The organism is Francisella marina (assembly GCF_008369785.1).
In the GTDB taxonomy this organism is placed as follows: Bacteria; Pseudomonadota; Gammaproteobacteria; order Francisellales; family Francisellaceae; genus Francisella; species Francisella salimarina.
Genome location: NZ_CP043552.1, coordinates 1,223,736 through 1,244,695, shown reverse-complemented (window position 1 = coordinate 1,244,695; position 20,960 = coordinate 1,223,736). Strand labels below are relative to the sequence as shown.

Sequence of the window (20,960 nt, the reverse complement as noted above, 5' to 3'; positions counted from 1 at the left end):
TTAATTTACTCATATTTTGATTTCTAATTTTAACTTAATGATACTTGATATGCTATCATTGTATTATAGCTAATTTTAGAACAAATACTTCATGAGGACTTATAAGCGCGATATTCATGACGCTGCAGAAGAAAAAAAAGTTTTAACATTGACCGCTTTGGCAGAGTTTGCTGAAAGGTATGGTTATTATGTGGTTCAATCATTATTAATATTTTTTCTTATTGAAAAATTTAATATCTCTCAAGAGGTTTCTGCCTCATTAGTAGGAACAACATTGGCTATGATTTATATTTCAGCTATTGTTGGTGGCTATATTGCAGAAAGTTTGTTGGGGTATTATAGGTCGGGGTTACTCGGCTCCTTTCTTATGTTAGTAGGATTCTTTCTTTTAGCATCAACAGTAAGTCAGGCTGCACTATATCTAGGATTAAGTTTGGTATGTATAAGTAGTGGCTTAATAAAATCTAATATGGCGGCATTTATTGGAAGATTTTATGATCGTTCATCTTACGATCATACTAGAAGGGATTTTGGTTTTAATGTATTTTATATGGGGATTAATCTGGGTGGTTTTTTAGGATTAGTCTTAGCGATGTCTCTTAAAGATCATTTTGGTTATGATGCAGCATTCTACAGTAGTTTAGTGGTAAGTTTTGGAATGCTTATTTTATTATCAGTAGGCTATAAAATAATAGATAAACATTTACTAGATGTCACAATTAATCTGACAGTTATTTTAAAAGTTACTGTAATTTTATTTGTATATATAACTTTATTATTTTTTATATTTCAGTTTCCTGAAGTTGCAAACTTTTCTGTATTAGGGTCCTTATTCGTTTCTCTAATTATCTTATTTATATCTGTTCGTAAGAGTAGTTTTACCAAGGTCTTTGTAGCAATGATATTCTTCGGATTGTCTATTATTTACTGGGCTTTATATTTTCAGATGTTTATAAGCTTACTACTATTTACTGAGTATACGGTTAAACAATACTTATTGAATTCCAGTCAGATATTAAGTGTGGTTTCGGTAACAATTTTGTTATTTGCTGTTGTTATGGGTAAACTCTGGATATATCTCGGTCGTAGAAACCTTATGACTAATGATATAGATAAGTTTAATATGGCATTTGTGATAATGATTTTAAGTTTTCTTATAATAGAAATTTTTATCTATGCTACTCCGTGAGTAGATAAAGTATCTCCATTTGCATTTATTATTGGCTATTTTTTCATAGGAATATCTGAGTTATGTATTTCTGCGATAGGTTTATCATTGGTGACTAAAATTGCACCTAAAGGCTTTGTTGCTTTATATATGGGGATATGGCTCATTACATTAGGTATTGGAGGTAAGTTAGGTGGACTCTTATCTAGCTATTTCTATGTTCCAGAGAGTAATGTAGTTCTTGCTAAAGCAAATATTTCAGATGCATTAGATACTTTTGTTGTAATTGCTGTATTAACTTCTTTGTTTATTGTTTTGGTTAGGAAATATGTTAATAGGAACGCTACATAGCATGGTTTAAGAAGAAATGGTTTAAGTTTATTTAGTTTCCCAAGTATTTCTAAGAGTAACAGTTCTGTTAAATACTAAATTTTCATGACTACAATCTTTTGAGTCAGATATGAAGTAGCCAATTCTGTTAAATTGAAAGTGTTGCTCAGGTCTTATATTTTCTAGAGATTTTTCTACTTTAGCATTTTTAATAATCTTTAGAGAATCAGGGTTTAGTACATCTTCAACGTTATCGAAGCTTGCAGGGTTCTCGTGATTAAATAGTCTGTCATATACTCTGACTTCAGCATCAATACAATTGTTTGCATCAACCCAGTGAACAATACCATTTGGTTTTACACCATCATCAGGTTTTTTACCGCCTAAAGTTTCGGGTAAATAAGAACATACCAGTTCTGTAACTTTACCTTCATCATTAGTTACAACTTCCTTACATTCAATTACATAAGCATTTAGAAGTCGTACCCTACCGTTTGGGCTAAGTTTTTTCATACCTTTTTCTAGTTCAAAGACAAAGTCTTCTCTTTCGATATAAATATCAGAAGATATAGTTATATCTCGACGACCAAACTCAGGGTCTTGTGGATGGTTTGGTACATTTAACTCATGAAGAGGCATGTCTTGGATACTCACTTTTATAGGATCTAAAACTGCATTTTTTCTTAGAGCATTTTTGTTAAGGTCATTTCTAATAGATTCTTCTAAAACAGATATATCTATTATTGAATCTTGCTTAGATATCCCTATCATGTCACAAAAATTACGGATAGATTCTGGAGTATAACCTCTGCGTCTAAAACCTTTGATTGTTGGCATACGTGGATCATCCCAATCATTGACAAGATTGCTATCTACAAGATATTTTAGTTTTCTCTTACTTGTTATAGTGTAGTTTAAGTTTAGCCTTGAAAATTCTATTTGCTGAGGCCTTTGTTGAAATTCAGTTTCTTCGATAACCCAGTCATAAAAAGGTCTTTGATCTTGAAACTCTAAAGTACACAGAGAGTGAGTAATACCTTCTATGGCATCTTCCAGTGGGTGAGCAAACGCATACATTGGATATATACACCATTTATTTCCAGTTTTTGGATGGTGTGAGAATTTTATTCTATATAGAGCAGGGTCTCTAAGATTGATATTACCAGAAGCCATATCTATCTTAGCACGCAGTGTTTTACTTCCTTCAGCAAATTCACCATTTTTCATTGCTTCAAAAAGCTTGAGATTCTCATCTACACTACGTTCTCTATATGGACTATTTTTACCAGCTTCTTTTAGTGTGCCTCGATATTCACGTACTTCTTCTGCTGATAGGTCGCAGATATATGCTTTACCTTTTTTTATGAGTAGCACAGCTAATTCATACATTCTATCGAAGTATTCTGAAGCGAAACGAGGCTCATTTTGCCATTTGAAACCTAGCCACTCTACATCATCTCTTATTGCATTAATATATTCAATATCTTCTTTATCAGGATTAGTATCATCAAATCTTAGGTTACATTTACCTTCAAACTCCTCAGCTACACCGAAGTTCAAGCATATAGATTTTGCATGTCCAATATGAAGATAACCATTTGGCTCAGGAGGAAAGCGTGTTAGAACACTAGAGACTCTCTTTGTTCCAATATCTTTTTTGATTATATTTTTGATAAAATTAGTTTTATTTGCTTTAGTTTCATTATTCATTTTGTCAAAGAAATTATTTACTTAGTAAATTTAAGTAATAGTTTACTTTATTACAAAAACAATAACATATTTTTGTGAAAAAAAAGTATATACTGGATATAATTTGCAGTTAAAATCTAAATGCTTCGCAACATAGGAACTTTCATTATGGATCCTTCAACCATAGACGATAATAAATACTTATATACAATCAAGGAAGTACACAGAAATTTATCACTAGATGAATTAGCTCAACATGCCAAAGAGAATAGTGGTTTTGTTGGCTGCGAAGGCAAAACTCTAGTCGTTGACAGTGGAGATGTTAAGGGCAGACTTCCTGATGATAAGTATATCGTTGAGACCAAGTATGCTAAAAAGAATATATGGTGGAACGAGAATGGATCTGATAATAAAAGATTAAAAAGAAAAAGTTGGAAGTTAATAAAACAGAAGTTTCACGAGGATGTTTCAACGAAAGACATTTTTGTTGTAGAAGGTTATTACAACCATGATGAAAAAAATACAATTGCTGTTCGTTTGATAACAACTCAAGCATCTGCAGCATATTTCTTTAAGTTAATATCAATAGCTCCTAATCAGCAACAATTAGATGAGTTTGAGCCTCAATGGGTAATTATGCACTCTCCAGAGACAGAGATTAGTGATTATGTTGAGATAGGTTTAAACTCACCTAAAATTATCGCTACAAATCTGAAACAACGTGAAAGCATACTTGTTGGGACGTTGTATTTGGCAGAGATTAACAAGGTGTTGTTATCTGTTATGAGTTATTATTTGTCCTTGAATAATATTGGTGTTTTTTATTGTGCAGTTGGTGTTGATGACGAAGCTAATAGCTCTATGTTTTTTGGATTATCAGGGAGTGGTAAGACAACTTTGGCACTAGATAATAATAAAAAACTAGTAGCTAATGAAGCTATAGCATGGACTGAAATGCGAGGAATATATAGTTTAGAGTCTGGCTTAACTATTAAATCAGCAAGTTTTAAGAAAAATGATGGACGTATAAAGAAAGCTCTTCAAGGTAACTTATTAATTGAAAATCCTAATTTTGATGACAGTCAAAATATTATTTTTGGAGAGAAATCAAAGTCACAAAGTAACACATACGTAACTTTCCCGAGAGAAAATTTTGAAAATATAGTAAATACAAATGATCCAAGTAAAATAATTTTTCTTGTAAAAGATGCTAAAGGAGTTCTGCCTCGCGTAGCTAAACTAAGTAAAGGTCAGGCAATTTATTATTTCTTATCAGGTTATACATGTACCTCTACAGGCATTGAGGCTGGAGTTACTGAACCTAAGCCAGAATTTTCTTGTTGTTATGCGCAACCATTTTTATTACTTAAGCCAACTCGTTATGCCAATATCCTACGTCAACGTTTGAAGCATAGTGATGCCAAAATATATATGATTAATGTTGGTTGGATTGATGGTGATTATAAAACTGGTAGACGAGTGCCTGTCGAAGAAACAAAAATGATTGTAAACTATCTTTTGACGGAGCCAGAAAATGTCAGTTTTAAGTTTGAACGACAAAAGTATTTTAACTTTAAAGCTTTGACTTCTATTTATGATAATGATGAAGTTATGCATTTAAAAAATATATGGGAAGATCAATCTTCATACAAGAAACAATATAAATCTCTAATTAAGAGTTTTATCAAAAATTATGAGCAGTTTGAAGATGATGATTTCGCTCTTAAATACAAGAAATTTGAACCAAGTATATAGATACTAATTTTCTCTCTATAAAAAACATAATATATCGATTATAATAGCGCCAATACACTGAAATTTTTTATTATATGTTAATTTATCTTTTTAATTGGTTAAGTCATTACTATAAAGGTCTAGAAGTTTTTAGCAGTTATGTATCTGTAAGAATTATAATGATTTCCATAACTTCATTGTTAATAACGCTTTTTCTCGGTAGGCCAATGATTAGATGGTTGCAGAAAATGCAAATTGGCCAAGTTGTAAGAGATGATGGACCACAAAGTCATTTTTCTAAGAGAAATACACCAACTATGGGTGGAGTTTTAATTCTTTCTTCTGTTATTATATCGGCTTTACTTTGGGGGAATTTGTCTAGCATATATTTATGGATTTTAATTTTAGTAGTTATCTTCTTTGGAGCTATTGGTTTTTTTGATGACTACTTAAAACTAGTTCTTAAGCATCCAAAGGGACTAAGGGCTAAGCACAAATTTGCTTTACAATCTGTTTTCTCAGTTATATTGGCTATAGTTTTGTTTTATCTTTTGTCTAAAAATGGACAAATGAGTCTTTCAATACCTTTTTCTAAGAATCTATATATTCCTATGGGGATCTTTCTGTTTGTGGTATTGACCTTTTTCATTATTAATGGAAGTAGTAATGCTGTAAATTTAACTGATGGATTAGATGGTTTAGCGATAGTTCCTGTAGTTCTTGTTGCTGCAGGATTAGGTATTTATGCTTATATTGAAACAAATAGTATATTAGCTAACTATTTACTTTTCCCGTACATCGACAATAAAGGACTTGTTGAGGTGGCAGTTTTTTGTGCGGCTTTATGTGGGTCGGGCTTAGCATTTTTATGGTTTAATTCGCACCCAGCAGAGGTCTTCATGGGTGATGTAGGCTCATTGACGTTAGGTGCTGTTTTGGGAGTGATTGCTGTGATGATTCGCCAAGAATTGATATTTTTTATTATGGGTTTGTTATTCGTTATAGAAGCATTATCTGTGATGTTGCAAGTAGGATCATATAAGCTTAGAAATGGTAAAAGAATTTTTAAAATGGCACCTATCCACCACCATTTTGAACTAATGGGCTGGCCTGAGACAAAAGTTGTAATACGTTTTTGGATATTCTCTTTGATACTTTTCTTAATCGGTTTGATAGCTATTAAGGTTAGGTAATGTTCAATTTCTATTTTGATGATAAAAAAGTATCTAAACTACTTATGGTTGGTTATGGCTCTACAGGTAGGTCTGTTTGCGATTTTTTAGCTAACTTTATTGATCTTTCAGTTGATATCTCACAGAACGATAATGATTTTATAAATTGTGATTTAGAACAATATGATTTAATAACTGTAAGTCCAGGTATTCCACTTAATAAGTCGCCGTATAGAGTTTTATCTAAATTTAAACAAAAAATAGTTAGTGATATTGATCTGTTTTATCAATCAATTAGAAACACTAAGGCAAAAATGATAGCTGTTACAGGATCGAATGGGAAAAGTACTATCGTCACAATGCTTGATTTTGTTTTAAGAGACTTAGGCTATAAAAGTATCCTTGTTGGTAATATTGGTACGCCACCCCTCAATAAGATTGGTGAGAGATTTGATTACTGTGTGGTTGAGGTTTCGAGTTTTCAAATAGATTTGTTTAATAGTGTAGAGTTTGATTTAGGGTGTGTGATTAATGTATCACCTGATCACTTAGATAGATATAATAACTATGAAGAATATAAACAGTCGAAGCTAAATTTAGCAAAATTTAGTAAAGATTTTTTTGTTTATGATGTGCATAACAATGGTCTTAAGTATGCCGGTGAATATCAGATAGTAAGAGGCTCTATCTATAAAAATGCGACTAAGTTGTTAGATATAGATGAGACAAATCTTTTCGGAGAACACAATTTAGAGAATATTATAGTTGTTCTCAATATTTTTGATAGATTTGGTATAGATGCATTTAAGGTAGTAAATTCAATTAAAAAGTTTAAGGGGCTTAAGCATCGTTGCGAAGTTGTCAAAAAAACAAACGGTGTTACTTATATCAACGACTCAAAAGGTACAAATGTTGGAGCTACTATAGCTGCACTAAATAGTATTACCAATTCGAAGAATATTATATTGTTATTAGGCGGTGTTGCTAAAGGTGGTGATTTTAATCTAATGAAAAAATCTTTAGACAAGTATGTTAAATACATTTGTGTATATGGTCAAGACAAGGAATATATAGAGAATTATATCAAAGATCTATGCCAGTATCAGATTTGTAATGATATGAAAGATGCATTTGACTCAGCTAATCAAAAAGCCCGGGATGGTGATACTATTCTTCTATCACCAGCGTGTGCAAGCTTTGATGAGTTTAGTGGATATGCGGAGCGTGGTGATGTATTCGAAAGATTAGTTGCTAAGCTAAAATAAAAAATGGGAAAATGTAGTGCTATATAGATTAAAGCTTTTATTAAGTGGTCAAAATACAAAAAAAGAGCGTGTTAGGGCAAAGCTAGAAATAGATATTTCGATAGTTTTTGTAATGTTAGGTTTGCTGATTTTTGGTTGGGTAATGGTTACATCTGCTTCTATGGTTGTTGCGTTAGATGATTACAATAATCCATATTTTTATTCTATTAGACAAGGATTTTTTGCAGTTATTGCAATATTTCTTTTCTTATTGGCACTGTTGGTACCTACTAAGAATTATGAGAAAAACTATAATGCTTTTTTCTTTATAATGCTTATAGTATTGGTAGCTGTTTTGGTTCAAGGTGTAGGTAAAAGTGTAAATGGGGCTAGACGTTGGATACCTCTTATTATTATCAATATCCAAGTTGCTGAGTTAGCTAAGCTTTTAGCAATTATTTTTTTCTCTGGGTATATAGCTGAAAATTTACCTAAAATGACTAATTTTAAAGAAGGTATTCTTACGCCTATTACATTATTGGGATGTATTGCAGTTTTGTTGCTTATGCAGCCTGATTTTGGATCAACTGTAGTTATTTCAATATGTGTTATGGGAATGTTGTTTGTGTCTGGTAATAAGGTGCGTTGGTATGGTCTACTTATAGGAGCAATGCTTATCATGGCGACTATGCTTGTGATTGTATCGCCATATCGAATGCATAGGATTACAGGATTTCTTCATCCGTGGGAAAACGCGAATGGTTCAGGTTATCAGCTTGTGCAGGCTCTTATAGGCTTTGGTCGAGGTGGTTGGTTTGGTGACGGATTAGGTAATGGAGTTCAAAAGCAATTTTTCTTACCTGAAGCACATACGGATTTTATAACATCTGTGATAGCTGAAGAGATAGGTGTTATAGGGTTGATGATTTTACTCATGGTATATTTATTTATAGTATTTAGGGCTATGAATATTGCAAAAATGGCTTTTGAGCTAAAAAGATATTATCAAGCATTTCTATCTTATGGGATAAGTTTTTGGATTGGTTTTCAGGTTTTTGTTAATATTGGTGTTAATACCGGCTTGTTACCAACAAAGGGTCTTACTTTACCGCTTATAAGCTACGGCGGTAGTAGTTTACTTATTATGTGCTTTACACTTGGTATTCTAGTAAGGGTTGACTTTGAAAACAAACTCTTGGCGGATACTATCAATCCAAAATATATATATAAGAAAGTAAGAAAATAGTTATAACAATTAATAATATTTTCTTTTGAAGAGAAATGTTTTAAATTTCGCTAAATTGTTCTGGTTTATCCTCTTTATTTTCAAATAAGAATTTTTGCATTTCGTCTTTGAGAAATTCCTTAGCTTTTGAATCCATTAAGTTTAAACGATATTCGTTGATCAAAATTGTTTGATGAGCTAACCAAGCCTGCCATGCTTTATTTGAAATCTCAGCATGTATTTTTTTACCAAGTTCACCAGGTAGTGGTTGAAATGGGATAGCATCTAGTTCTTCATTATATTTTTTGCATAAAATTTTTGTCATTATTCACTCCTTTGAATATTTAAATACATCTTTTAGGTTTTGGAAGTCCTGCTAGTTTTGCAGCTTGTACAGCAGGCGATACAGGAAATAGTATCTGTAAGTACAAACTATTGCCTATTTTTTCTCCATATTTTTCTTTTAGGCCCTTTACAAGTTCTCTTATAGCCGGAGACTTCTTATTTTGTTGATAAAAGTCGCGTAAGAAGTTGATGACTAGCATATGCTCATCTGTTAATGATATGTTTTCATCATTAGCCATTTTAGCGCAAAAATTGACATCCCAACTGTCAAAGTCTAATAAAAAGCCTTGCTTGTCTATGTTGTAGTTATCCACAAATATGGTAAAATTTCATACTAGTTTTTATTATCTGACAATTATAGCAAACAAGAGTAATTGTTTTAATCCATAAAAAGGCATATTTGATGAAAGTTACATTATATACTACTAAATATTGTCCATATTCTTTGAGAGCAAGAATAGCTCTATCAGAAAAGAAAATGGCAATGGATATTGTTGAGGCAGGAGATTTGGAACCAAAGGTTGTGAAAAAAATTTCTCCAAATGGTATTTTTCCTGTTTTAATGGAGAAAGACTATAGTATAAATAATAGAAAAGCATTATTAATATACATAGATGAGAGATTTCCGGCTCCAAGTTTACTGCCAAGTGTTGTTAATGATCGTATTAAGATACGCCTTTCATTGGACAAAATTGACAATGAGTGGTATCCAGTACTTGATGAAATTAGAAAAAATAAAGAAAATAAAGCTAAGTTGAAAGCAATTTTTAAAGATCTTAAAGAGAGTTTATTAGCTATGGAAAAAGCTTTTTCGGACTCTGACTATTTCATATCCTCAGGTTTTACACTTGCTGATTGTTACATAGCTGCTTTAATTATTTGTTTAGAAGCAGAAGGTTTTGTAATTGATGAAGAGTATGGGTCAATTTTTAATTATAAGAAGCGTGTTTTTGCAAGAGATTCTGTCAAAAAAGCCAATTTAAAAGGTGGGGCTGGAGAGTCTTTGCTAAAGACTCTAAGAGCTCATCGATAGGATATAATAATTATGTGGTATCAAGGTTTTATAGATTTTGTATTTTTTGTTTTGAGTACAATCTTGGTTGTAATAGCTATTGTTTTTGTTGTAGGTAGCTTTTTTTCTTTACTTGCCAAGGCAAAGCAAGAAGTTGCAAAGTTAGCTAAAGGCAAGCTTGAGATAAATAAAATAGGCGATGAGTATAGATCTACTAAAGAGCAGATTTTAGGAACTATTCTTGATAAAAAAGAATATAAAAAGTTTGTTAAAGAGCAGAAGAAAATTGATAAGCAAGAAAAGCCAGAACAAAGAAAGTTTGTTATCAGTTTTAAGGGAGATGTTCACGCATCTCAGGTTGAAAATTTACGCAACGAAGTAACAGCAATTTTAGCAGTTGCGAAACCTGAAGATGAGGTTGTGGTAAGAATTGACAGCCCCGGTGGTGTTGTTAATGGCTATGGTTTTGCTGCGGCTCAGTTGGAGCGTATTAGACAAGCAGGAATAACTTTGACAGTTTGTATTGATCAAGTTGCTGCTAGTGGTGGCTATATGATGTCAGCTGTTGCTAATAAGATTATTGCTGCACCTTTTGCAATAGTGGGCTCAATCGGTGTTGTTGGGACAGTTCCTAATGTCAGAGAGTTACTTGAGAAAAATGGTATCAATGTTGAAATGCACACGTCAGGTGAGTTCAAACGTACGCTTACAACTGTTGGTGAAAATACAGAGGAAGGGCGTAAGAAATTTAAACAAGATTTGGAAAATATTCACGAACTATTTAAAAAGCATATCTTGGCATATCGTCCGAGTTTGAATATACACGAAGTAGCTACTGGAGAGTATTGGTTTGGTAAAGATGCTTTAGGTTTAGGACTAGTTGATGAGATTAGAACTTATGATGACTATTTGATTGAGTTATTAAACAATCATTATTCTGTTTATGAAGTCAGTTATGTTAGGAAAAAGGATAAAGGACTAATAAAATCTAAGCTTGCTATGATTAAAAAAACTATTACAAGTTTTTTGTATGCACGTAAAATAATATAGGGCGAAAGTGTTATCTTTAGATATTCATCAACAACTTCTTGATAGTTTTTTTGAACAAAAAACTAAGAAAATGCTTCATCATGCTTTTATTTTTAGAGTTAAAGATGCTGTGTTACTAGATGGTTTTATAAGTTCCTTGTGCCAGCTATTGTTGGGTCAGAAGGTTGTAGACTATAAAGAATCTCCTTATATAAGTATAGCTGCTATAGAGAATGATGAAATTAAAGTTTCAGAAATAAAAAAGATAACCAAAAACTGTGAGTTAACTGCGCATAATAATTTATGTAAAATAATTATAATTGAAGAACTTGATTTCTTAAATGAGTCTGCAGCTAATGCTTTATTAAAAACATTAGAAGAGCCTTCAATAGACACATTCTTTTTGATGTTTACCAAAAATTATACTGATATTTTGCCTACAGTTAAAAGTAGATCTTTAGTTTATGACATTAAATTTAGCCAAAAAGATAAATATAACTATTTAAAGTATACATTTGATATGTCTCAAGAAGCAGTTGAGAAATCATTGTTGATGGCTCGTGATGATGTGAATATTGTAGCTAAAATCAAGCTTGAACAACATTTTTGGACTCTTAGAAATAATCTAATGAAGGTTTTGGTTAAGCAAACAAACCTTAATGTGTTTTTGAAAGAGGTTAATCCACATTTTAGAGATGTTTTATATTGGTTAACGAGTGTAATAATTGATGCTTATAATTATAATCTCGATGAGCAAGCTAGTATTGCTAATTACGATAAATTGGCAGTTATAAAATACCTCTCAGCTAAGTTTACAGATGATTACATATATAAGCTTTATTATAAATCATTGGAAGCAAAGGGTTATTTTGCAAACTTTAAGAATGTTGATAAAGAATTGGTTATAGAAAATTTAATATTAGAAATTATAAAATAGGTGAAATAAAATGGATGTTAAACAACAACAAAAATTAAAAGCTCAAGCACACTCATTAAAGCCCGTTGTCCTAATGGGGGAAAAGGGCCTTACTGAGAATGTAATGTTAGAAATAGATTTGGCTCTAGCATCACATGAGTTAATTAAAGTAAAGGCAGGACGTCTACCGAAAGAAGAAAAACAAGAAATTGCAGCTGAGATTGTTAAAGCTACAAAATCTGAGATTGTGCAAATTATAGGGAATATTCTGGTGTTATATAGACATAATCCTAATAAGAGTAGAAAGTAATAGTAGTTATTTTTAATAGACTTCACTTAATTCAATAACTTATTTTTAGTACTATAAATATTTTAAAAAATTCTATAAAATTTAATTTATAAGTCTTTTCTGGATCTATTTGATAATGAAAAAAGATTAGTTTGATTTTTATAGTAATTCTGGGTCTAGCTTTGTACTCGTGTTCAACGATGTCCAGTGACGAGTTCGTTTATTTAGGTCATCCGAAGTCTTTAAGTGAATATCACATATACTATGATAAAACTCAAAATTTATATATGTTTGTTGATACTAAAGGCTGTTTCTACAAATCTGAAGAGTCTGGAACATGCTTTGCATTAGATGAAGATGAAACAAAATACTTCCTTGATAATGTGCTACCTAAGATGATAACCGCTGAGAATAAGATCTTAAAGTATAAGCAAAAGCTTTTAAAGTATATGAAGGAAACAAATAAAAAATCTATTAAAAAAGCTGTGAAGATAAACTATGAAGTTAGGCCTGTGAAGCAGATAGATATTGATAACCATAAGGAGTATCATTTAGTTAATCAACAGTATAACCTTGAAGCTAATTTAGTAGTTATAGAAAATGATGATGACATCTTGGTCTTATATTCTGTTAGAATTCCAGAAGCTATGAAAAGACAAAAAACACCTAATAAACCATTCTTGCTTGATCCTGAGTATCTGAAAAAAATCATGAACAAGGATTTTATAGCACGAGCAGAAAGATATCATTTAAATAAAAAAGCAGCAAAAAAAGCTAAGCAAGAAGAATTCAATAACTTTTTAAACAATGATATAGATATATAGAAATGATAAATATTGCATTATATGAACCTGAGATTCCACCCAACACTGGCAATATAATTAGATTATGTGCAAATGTAGGTGCTAAATTACACCTGATTGAGCCATTAGGGTTTAAGTTAGAAGATAAGCAACTTAGAAGAGCTGGTCTTGACTATCATGAGTTTGCAGATCTTAAGATTTATAAAAATTTTGATGAGTTTTATCAGAAAAATAAAGAAAATAAGATTTGGGCGTGTACAACAAAAGCGAAGCAGTACTATCATCAAGTAGATTTTGATAGTGATGATATTTTACTTTTTGGTCCAGAAACAAGAGGTTTACCAGCCGAAGTTTTAAGAATGCTTGAACAAACTCAGCTCAAGATTCCAATGCATGAAAACAGTCGTAGTTTGAACTTATCAAATTCTGTGGCAGTAATTTTGTATGGAGCATTGAGTAATATAGGCTTCGATAAATTAGGCCTTTTGTAGTGAAACTCTATAGCTAATAATATTAGACAAATATTAGTGTTTATTTGAGCTATTTGGTTAAAGTTTGTGAAATTTACTGATTAATAAGTTTCTTTTTAAATGGTGAAAGACCAAAAGATATAAATGAAACAATTACTATAGCAATTCCAATCATTAAGAAAAGGCTGGTATAGGTATTTAGAGATAGAGTGAGGGTTTCTGAAGATACTTGCTGTTTACTTATCGCAGTTAATTGAGCAACTAATCCACCCAAAATCGAAGCAAATGCCAAGAATACCCACCACACTCCAATCATAAAGCCATTAACTTTAGCTGGAGCAAGTCTACTAAACATTGATAGCCCAATCGCGGATATTAGCAATTCCCCTAGTGCTTGAAGTGCATAACTACCAAATAGCCAGTATGATGAGATTACACCACTATGAGCTGTAAATTTAGAAACATACAGTAGTATGAAAGATAGGCCTATTACAAGTAACCCAGTAGAGAATTTGCTATATACATTTAAGCTAAACTTCGTGTTATTAGAGTGTACATAGTACATCGCTAAGATTGGACTTAAAACAAATATCCAGAAAGGATTAAGTGCTTGGAATGTCTCCGGTGCTATTATAAATCCTAAAATTGAATGATCTGTGTTTTTGATAGTAAAGAGGTTTATTGATGATGCCATTTGTATGTATGATATCTTATATACTATAGCTTCACACATTAGTATCAAAGCAAGCATCATCTTGTAGAAGTAGCCATCTTTCTTGTATAAAAATGCTAAATATATATAGATAAGTAGACAAGCAATAAAACTCAAAATGACTATTAATTTTGCTAAGAATAGATACGCAAGTAGAGCTTTGACTATATATATCATAGCAATTACCCCTATTATTACCCAGAATAAATAACTTAATCTAAGCTTTTTGGCACCTGCGTGAGTAGAGATATGCTTCATTGTGAAACCAAAGCCTACAAAAGTAGCTATAGCAAAAATTAAAGCTATAGAGATAACTACAAAACTCGCAGAGTAACCGTAATGTTTTGCAATCGTTGGAATTGCTAAGCTACCAAGTAGTGAGCCTAAATTTATAGCCATATAAAAAAGAGTGAAAGCATTGCTGATTTGTCCGGAGTCACTTTTTTCATAACATTTTGATAGCAGGCTTGTAGGATTTGATTTAAATAAACCTGTACCAACACATATAAAAGAAAGCCCCCATAGTGTTGACTCCTTATCCCCAATCGTTAGAAGTACATAACCGCTTAACAAGACAATAAGCCCCAGAATAATGGTTCTTTTTGCCCCGAGAATTGCATCCCCAATATAGCCGCCTAATACTATAAAAGCATATACTAGTGCTGCAAATGCAGCATAGGTCGCAATTGCCGAACTTTCGCTTAATTGAATGCTACCACGTTGTAAATAAACAACTAAGATGGCAACTAAAGCCTGATAGCCAAATCGCTCCCATATCTCTAACATAAAGATAGTATAAAAAGCCTTAGGCTGTTCAAAGATTTTTAACATAAGTTGGTTTCCAATTATTTCTAATTAATTTGATAGTAGAGATTGAGGTTAAGTTTAATGAGCATGAAGTGATATTTATCTCTACATTCTTTCAGGAATAGAGATTCCCAACAAATCTGCTGCTGTAGTCATGGCTTTTATTGTTGCCATACATAATGCTATTCTTGATTTTTTTAGTTGCTCATCTTCAATATTCATTATAGGGCAGTTTACATAAAACTTATTAAAGATATTGGCTAGAGAATATGCATATTCACAAATATGATGAGGTTGGGAGTTTTCATAAGCACGAGATATTGCAATAGGGAATTGTATTAACTGTAGTTGCAGTTTTTCTTCATGTTCATTAGCTGCTTTTGCTATTCTATATTCTTTAGCTAAAGTATTAATGTTGTAGCTCTCGCCGAAGATCTTTCTCAAAATAGCTTTTGCTCTAACGGTTGTATATAGTAAGTATGGACCTGTTTTGCCTTCATATTGGGCGAATTTTTCTAAATCAAAAATATAGTCATTAGAGTAGTTGTTAACCAAATCACCAAACTTAATGGTTGCCATAGCTACTTGATTAATAATATTTTCATCCTTCTCCTCAGGCATTCTTTTGTGAGCATACTCTTTTGCTTGAGATATTAGATCTGAAAGGTGCATTACGCCACCTTCACGTGTTTTAAATGGACGACCATCCTTACCATTTACTGTACCAAATGCAACGTGTTTAAGTTTACATTCTTCATTAACGACTTTTGTTCTCTTAGCCACACTAAATACTTGCTTAAAGTGAAGGGACTGTCTTTTATCCACCACATAAATTATTTCATCGGGATTTAAATCTTTAGCACGCTGCCATAGTGTTGCAAGGTCTGTTGTGCCGTACATCACACCACCATCTTTTTTGATAACTATAAGAGGAGGAATTCCTTCCTTATTAGTGTCAATGACCCATGCGCCTTCATCTTCATATATGAAATTATTCGTTTTAAAATAGTCAATCATTTCATCTACGAACTTGTTCGCATCACTTTCACCAAGCCATAAGTCAAAATGGACATCTAAACTATCAAAATCTTTTTTAATAGCTTCTATAGATATTCTCACGAAATGCTGCCATAGAGCTACGTAGCCTTTACGGCCTTGTTGAAGCTCAAAAGTTGCTTGTCTTGCTTTATCCATTTCAGTTATATCTGATTTGCATCTTCTTGACGCTCTAGGATATATTTCCGCAAGTTCTTGAACTGTTACAGGAGAGCTTTTTGGATACTCACCGCTATAGTTCTCATCAAAGTATACAAGCTCTGGGGATTCTAGTTTTATTTCTTCTATTAGCATGCCCATTTGTGTGCCCCAGTCACCAAGGTGAACATCTGATATTACATTATCATTATAGAATCTGTGTATTCTTTGTAGCGCGTCCCCTAAAAGTGCTGATCTAATATGTCCAACGTGCATTGGCTTGGCTACGTTTGGACCTCCAAAGTCTAAAACTACTTTTTTTGATTGGGCATTAGTTTGTACGCCAAATTTAGGTGAGTTGAGAAATTTGTCAGTTGTACTAGCCAGAAATTTATCTGATAATGATATGTTTATAAATCCAGGCTTAGCTACTTCAAGTTTAGAGAAAATATCTTCTCTATCAATTTGCTCTATTATCTCTTGGGCTATTATTAGAGGAGCTTTCTTAGCAAATTTAGCTAGTGGCATAGCGCCATTACATTGAAAGTGACCCACGCCTTCACGAGTAGATGTTACAACTTTAGCAAAAGTTTGAGAGTACCCTAGCTTTTCAAATGCTTGAGCGAATATGTCTGATAAATAGTTTTCTATATTCATTGAAATAGTCCAGTTCTTTGTTTTAGAAGTTACCGTCTTTAAAATTAAAAATGGAAAAATTAAGTAAATGTAGATATAATATCACGGTTATTTTTAAAAACTCAATAAAATTAAGGCTTTTAAAGGTCAAATATGCTAAAGGGGATTCACAGGTATTTACTAGTATGTTTAGGTACTGTAGCATTTACAGTGCAAGCGCATGCTGCGCGAATTATTAGTAAAAATCCTATCAAAGAAGATTGGAAGTGTGAAATTGTAGATGGTCAATGGAGCTGCAAAAGAGCAGAAAAGCCGAAGAACGTTTTTGATAAAGAAATTAGTGCAGCAGAAAAAGAGAAAGCTTTAGCTGATGATTTAGCGTGGGTTAAGAAACCAGAAACTTTTGTAGGAGGTTATTATAGTAATGACCCTCAGTTTACTCAAGCGCTATGTGCTTCAAAGAAGACCGACCTTAGTTATGAAAATTCAGAATTTGACAATGACGGTACATTAATTGCTTCTGGTAATGTTCAAGTTCTTCAGTGTGATCAAGAATTATATGGGAATAATGCCATAGTAAATCTAACTAGTGATAATAGTGCAATTAGATCAATGGTCATGACAGGTGATGTTATTGCCAAGCAACCATCGACAGGAATTGTTATTAGAACTAAAGAGTTAGATTCTGATATGACTAATGGTACTTATAGTACTGGCGAAGCTTACTTTAGAATGGCACGTGAGACACCTGATACTAGAATATATAATAAAGAGAACTTTACTGGTTATTTGCGCGGTTATGCGAAAACTCTTAAGAAAGAGGAAGATGGTAATATAATGCTTTCAGATGGTTATATTACTTCTGGTGGACCATATGATAATGCTTGGAAAATAACTGGTAGTGATATCGATATCGATACTAATACAGAGATGGCATATGTTAAAAATGGCTTTTTCAAAATAGATGACGTGCCAGTGATGTACATACCATATTTCTCACACCCGATAAATGATAAACGTAAATCTGGATTCTTATTCCCGTGTTTTGTTCAAAATAGTAATTCTGGCATAGGGGTTTCAGTACCATATTATTTCAACTTAGCACCAAACTATGATTTCTTACTTAATAACGTTATTTGGTCAGAAAGAGGTGTTATGGAGAATGGTACATTCCGTTACATGACCAAATACTTTGAGGGACAGTTTGAAGGGTCGTTAGTACCATGGGACTTCAAAGAAGGAAGAATGAGGGGAGCGTTCGATATAACCACGACAGGTAGTTATGCACTTGGCGATGGAACATTATCTACAAATCTAATATATGAGTATGTTAGTGATGAGAATTACTATAATGATTTCTCGTCAGGTAATGTTGATTTGGTTACAAAGACACTATTAACTAGACAATTTGACCTTAACTATGGTAATGAATATATAGACTCTGGGATAACAGTCCTAGATTATGGAGTTGTAAATCCAGCTATTGACTTAGCAAATATACCTTATGCTAAACTACCAGAAGTGAGGTTTAATATAACTTCTGATGGCTATACTCCTGATTATGTAACTCTTAGTGCAAATACTCTTAATACTTACTTTTATAAGTCTCCTTGGGAAATAAATCCTGCTGCTGGCCCTGAGAGAGGAACTAACGTGAGTGGTTTTAGATCTTATGAAGCACCAAAGATCAAGGGTAACTTTAATAATGGTTGGGGGTATTTTAATCCATCCTTAGAACTACCTATTCGTTATTACCAGCTTGATAGAAAATCATCTGATACAATTAAGTTTGATAATAGTACAGTTACAAGTGTTTTACCTATATTCAATATAGATGCGGCTGCTTATTTTGACAGGGATTATACAACTGAAAGTGGCTCTTATACTCAAACAATTAAACCGAGATTATTCTACACATATATCCCGTATCAGAATCAAACGGATATTCCAATATTTGATACAAGCATGCAGAATGAACAATATATGCAGATGTTCCAGGTAAACAGATTTACTGGGTTTGATAGAATCAATAATGCTAATCAGTTAACTTATGCATTAGAGACTTATACAACGAGCCAAGACGATGGAAGTACTTTAGCTTCTGCTAAAATTGGCCAGATGGCATATTTTGAGGATAGAAAAGTTAACTTGTGCCAAGGTGATGCAAAATGTCCATATCCTGGAATGGAAGATAAGTATGCGAATGATATGTTTTCTCCGATTATGTCATCTTTTGAATTTCAGGTAATTAAAAATATTTATTTGTCAGCACAAATTAACTATAGGCTTCAAACATCAAAGTTTGATTATCAAGTCTATCAACTATCATATAAAGATGAGAATGAAAATATTTTCAATATTTCTTATAACAGTATAGAAGATAACTGGAACTCTATTACACAAGAGCAAATTAATAATGGACAGACTCCACAGCCTCAGGAGACAATAACGTTATCTACAATATTAAATATTACAGATCACTGGGGTGTTACAGCGTTGTGGAACTACAACTTTAAACAGCAGCAAATATCGAACGTATTTGCAGGTATTCAATATAATGCTAAATCTTGGGCTATTAGGGCTATGTGGCAGGCTAGTTCATATACTAACGAAGATCCTAACAATCCACAAAAGTTAGCTGATTTGACAAGTACATATATGTTAGAGTTCGAATTAAAAGGTCTTGGAGGTATTGGGGATACTAGTAATCTATCTTCACGTTTACAACAGATAAACGGTTATAAGGTTGGTGAATGGGGAGAAGGTATATAATGAAGAGGTTACTGTCTTCAATTACTATAGTGCTATTAACTACTTCTGTGGGATTGTCTGATATTTCGTCTAGTTTGTTTCAAAATTCATTTAATTCTAGTATTAGTGCACCAGCAGATTCACCAGAAATGTCTGAAGATAAAAGACATTTAGTTAATAAGACAGTAGCGATAGTTAATAGTAAGCCTATTACTTCTTTTGAACTGGATCGAGAGGTAGCAAAGCTCGAAGCTATGAATCCAAATGCAAATTTTAATTCTGATTCATTACAAATTAGAAGGGAAGCTTTGCAAGAATTAATAGCTCAAAGCGTTTTGTTACAATTGGCTGAGCGAAATAATATTGTGGTTTCTAATCAGCAGCTTGACTCTGCAATAAAAGATATAGCTGCAAAAAATGGCGTTTCTGTTGACTCTCTCAAATTAAATATTGAAGCATCAGGCATGTCTTTTGATAGCTATAAGAAAAGAATCAGAGAGCAGCTTATGGTGAGCCAATTACAACAACAAGCCATTTCACAACAAGTATATGTTTCTCCGGAGGAAATCCAAAAATATATTAAAAAGCATCAAGAGCAATTCGATAAAGAAATGGCTCCTGTTAAGCTTTATACTTTAAAAAATCTGATTGTGGCTCTACCAGATTCAAAAAAAGCACGCCAAAAGAAAATAGATTTATTTAAGAAATTAGCAATTGCTGTTAATAAAGGCTATATTGACTTTTCTGAAGTTGTTAAGCAATTTTCTCAAGCCCCTAATGCTACTTATGGTGGTATTGTTAGCCAACAGGTAAAATTTGATTCAATACCTAGTATGTATAAAGAGTATGTAAAAGATTTGAAAGAACATCAAGTATCTGAGCCTTTTATAATAAACCATACTCTACAAATGATATATGTAGACAATATTGATGAAAAAGCTCCGATGCTCAGTAAAAAAGTTACTAAGTATTATGTTTATGCTATTGAAATAAAACTAGATGGAGGCATGACAGAAGAGGGTGCTAAAAGCTCCTTAGATCGAGCTAGGCTTGCTATAGAGAGTGGTCAAAGTTTTACAAAGGTCGCTTTAAAGTATAACCAAGATTATGATCATGCGAATGGTAGGTTTAGATGGGTTTCAAGATTAGATAGTCCACCTGTCATACCACCAGCAGCATTTTCAAAATTAGAGTCAATGAAAAAAGGAGAGGTTTCTGAACCTTTTCAGGCAGATTCTAAGACTTGGATGATTATCAAATATACTAAAGTAAAAGAACATGATGCAGCAGAGGAGCTCAAAGAACAAAAAGCACTGGAAGCAATATTCTCTGAGAAAGCTCAAGAAGTATATAAGACATGGTTAACTTCTATGAAGGACGATGCTTATATTGAAATATTAGAAAGTGATTTAAAGACACCAGAACTTTATTAAA

The 20,960-nt window shown here is 32.6% G+C and carries 17 protein-coding genes and 1 pseudogene; 13 read left to right on the top strand and 5 right to left on the bottom strand.

Features of this window, described 5'->3' with window-relative positions; translation table 11 throughout:
* Nucleotides 1–91 precede the first annotated feature (91 nt).
* Nucleotides 92–1,519 (top strand): annotated as a pseudogene (locus tag F0R75_RS06135) (peptide MFS transporter).
* A 27-nt stretch (nucleotides 1,520–1,546) separates the two neighbouring features.
* Here the strand turns inward: F0R75_RS06135 and F0R75_RS06125 are convergent.
* On the bottom strand, nucleotides 1,547–3,208 hold the full coding sequence (locus F0R75_RS06125; RefSeq protein ID WP_149367962.1) for a glutamine--tRNA ligase/YqeY domain fusion protein: 1,662 nt from the start codon (nucleotides 3,206–3,208) through the stop codon (nucleotides 1,547–1,549).
* 147 nt (nucleotides 3,209–3,355) lie between these two features.
* On the opposite strand from F0R75_RS06125, the gene F0R75_RS06120 reads away from it, so the two are divergent.
* From F0R75_RS06120 to ftsW, 4 genes are all read left to right on the top strand, one after another.
* Nucleotides 3,356–4,942, top strand: a complete 1,587-nt coding sequence (locus F0R75_RS06120; protein WP_013923549.1) for a phosphoenolpyruvate carboxykinase (ATP) — start codon at nucleotides 3,356–3,358, stop codon at nucleotides 4,940–4,942.
* A 74-nt stretch (nucleotides 4,943–5,016) separates the two neighbouring features.
* The gene (gene mraY, locus F0R75_RS06115; protein ID WP_149367963.1) at nucleotides 5,017–6,114 is read left to right on the top strand and encodes a phospho-N-acetylmuramoyl-pentapeptide-transferase; all 1,098 of its coding nucleotides are present in this window, start codon (nucleotides 5,017–5,019) and stop codon (nucleotides 6,112–6,114) included.
* On the top strand, nucleotides 6,114–7,358 hold the full coding sequence (gene murD / locus F0R75_RS06110) for a UDP-N-acetylmuramoyl-L-alanine--D-glutamate ligase (protein ID WP_149367964.1): 1,245 nt from the start codon (nucleotides 6,114–6,116) through the stop codon (nucleotides 7,356–7,358). The genes mraY and murD overlap by 1 nt, the downstream gene beginning before the upstream one ends.
* A 16-nt stretch (nucleotides 7,359–7,374) precedes the next feature.
* The gene (gene ftsW / locus F0R75_RS06105) at nucleotides 7,375–8,583 is read left to right on the top strand and encodes a putative lipid II flippase FtsW (RefSeq protein WP_149377231.1); all 1,209 of its coding nucleotides are present in this window, start codon (nucleotides 7,375–7,377) and stop codon (nucleotides 8,581–8,583) included.
* Nucleotides 8,584–8,623: 40 nt separating this feature from the next.
* On the opposite strand, the gene F0R75_RS06100 is transcribed toward ftsW, so the two are convergent.
* Together F0R75_RS06100 and F0R75_RS06095 are read right to left on the bottom strand one after the other, a co-directional pair.
* Complete coding sequence (locus tag F0R75_RS06100) at nucleotides 8,624–8,887, bottom strand: oxidative damage protection protein (protein ID WP_013923545.1); 264 nt, start codon at nucleotides 8,885–8,887, stop codon at nucleotides 8,624–8,626.
* A gap of 19 nt (nucleotides 8,888–8,906) precedes the next feature.
* Nucleotides 8,907–9,221, bottom strand: coding sequence for a TusE/DsrC/DsvC family sulfur relay protein (locus tag F0R75_RS06095; RefSeq protein WP_149367966.1), 315 nt, complete (start codon nucleotides 9,219–9,221; stop codon nucleotides 8,907–8,909).
* A gap of 89 nt (nucleotides 9,222–9,310) precedes the next feature.
* Between F0R75_RS06095 and sspA the strand changes: the two genes are divergently transcribed.
* The 6 genes from sspA (at nucleotide 9,311) to trmL (ending at nucleotide 13,447) form a co-directional block, all read left to right on the top strand.
* The gene (sspA, locus tag F0R75_RS06090; RefSeq protein WP_149367967.1) at nucleotides 9,311–9,940 is read left to right on the top strand and encodes a transcriptional regulator SspA; all 630 of its coding nucleotides are present in this window, start codon (nucleotides 9,311–9,313) and stop codon (nucleotides 9,938–9,940) included.
* Between the two features lie 12 nt (nucleotides 9,941–9,952).
* Nucleotides 9,953–10,969, top strand: a complete 1,017-nt coding sequence (sohB, locus tag F0R75_RS06085; RefSeq protein WP_149367968.1) for a protease SohB — start codon at nucleotides 9,953–9,955, stop codon at nucleotides 10,967–10,969.
* Between the two features lie 7 nt (nucleotides 10,970–10,976).
* Nucleotides 10,977–11,885, top strand: a complete 909-nt coding sequence (locus F0R75_RS06080; RefSeq protein ID WP_149367969.1) for a DNA polymerase III subunit delta' C-terminal domain-containing protein — start codon at nucleotides 10,977–10,979, stop codon at nucleotides 11,883–11,885.
* A gap of 10 nt (nucleotides 11,886–11,895) precedes the next feature.
* Nucleotides 11,896–12,174, top strand: a complete 279-nt coding sequence (gene yhbY, locus F0R75_RS06075) for a ribosome assembly RNA-binding protein YhbY (protein ID WP_146421043.1) — start codon at nucleotides 11,896–11,898, stop codon at nucleotides 12,172–12,174.
* Between the two features lie 131 nt (nucleotides 12,175–12,305).
* Nucleotides 12,306–12,977 carry an FTN_0109 family protein gene (locus F0R75_RS06070; RefSeq protein WP_246145943.1) on the top strand — a complete coding sequence of 224 codons (672 nt, stop codon included), beginning with the start codon at nucleotides 12,306–12,308 and terminating at the stop codon, nucleotides 12,975–12,977.
* 2 nt (nucleotides 12,978–12,979) lie between these two features.
* Nucleotides 12,980–13,447 (top strand): tRNA (uridine(34)/cytosine(34)/5-carboxymethylaminomethyluridine(34)-2'-O)-methyltransferase TrmL, encoded by a 468-nt coding sequence (trmL, locus tag F0R75_RS06065; protein ID WP_013923538.1) that lies wholly within the window; start codon nucleotides 12,980–12,982, stop codon nucleotides 13,445–13,447.
* Between the two features lie 73 nt (nucleotides 13,448–13,520).
* Here trmL and F0R75_RS06060 read toward each other — a convergent pair whose 3' ends face one another.
* Nucleotides 13,521–14,969 carry an oligopeptide:H+ symporter gene (locus tag F0R75_RS06060; RefSeq protein ID WP_149367970.1) on the bottom strand — a complete coding sequence of 483 codons (1,449 nt, stop codon included), beginning with the start codon at nucleotides 14,967–14,969 and terminating at the stop codon, nucleotides 13,521–13,523.
* A gap of 81 nt (nucleotides 14,970–15,050) precedes the next feature.
* Nucleotides 15,051–16,796, bottom strand: a complete 1,746-nt coding sequence (argS, locus tag F0R75_RS06055) for an arginine--tRNA ligase (RefSeq protein ID WP_149367971.1) — start codon at nucleotides 16,794–16,796, stop codon at nucleotides 15,051–15,053.
* A 132-nt stretch (nucleotides 16,797–16,928) separates the two neighbouring features.
* Here argS and F0R75_RS06050 point away from each other — a divergent pair, with 132 nt between their 5' ends.
* On the top strand, nucleotides 16,929–19,547 hold the full coding sequence (locus tag F0R75_RS06050) for an LPS-assembly protein LptD (protein WP_149367972.1): 2,619 nt from the start codon (nucleotides 16,929–16,931) through the stop codon (nucleotides 19,545–19,547).
* Nucleotides 19,547–20,959 carry a SurA N-terminal domain-containing protein gene (locus tag F0R75_RS06045; protein ID WP_149367973.1) on the top strand — a complete coding sequence of 471 codons (1,413 nt, stop codon included), beginning with the start codon at nucleotides 19,547–19,549 and terminating at the stop codon, nucleotides 20,957–20,959. The genes F0R75_RS06050 and F0R75_RS06045 overlap by 1 nt, the downstream gene beginning before the upstream one ends.
* Nucleotide 20,960: the final 1 nt, after the last annotated feature.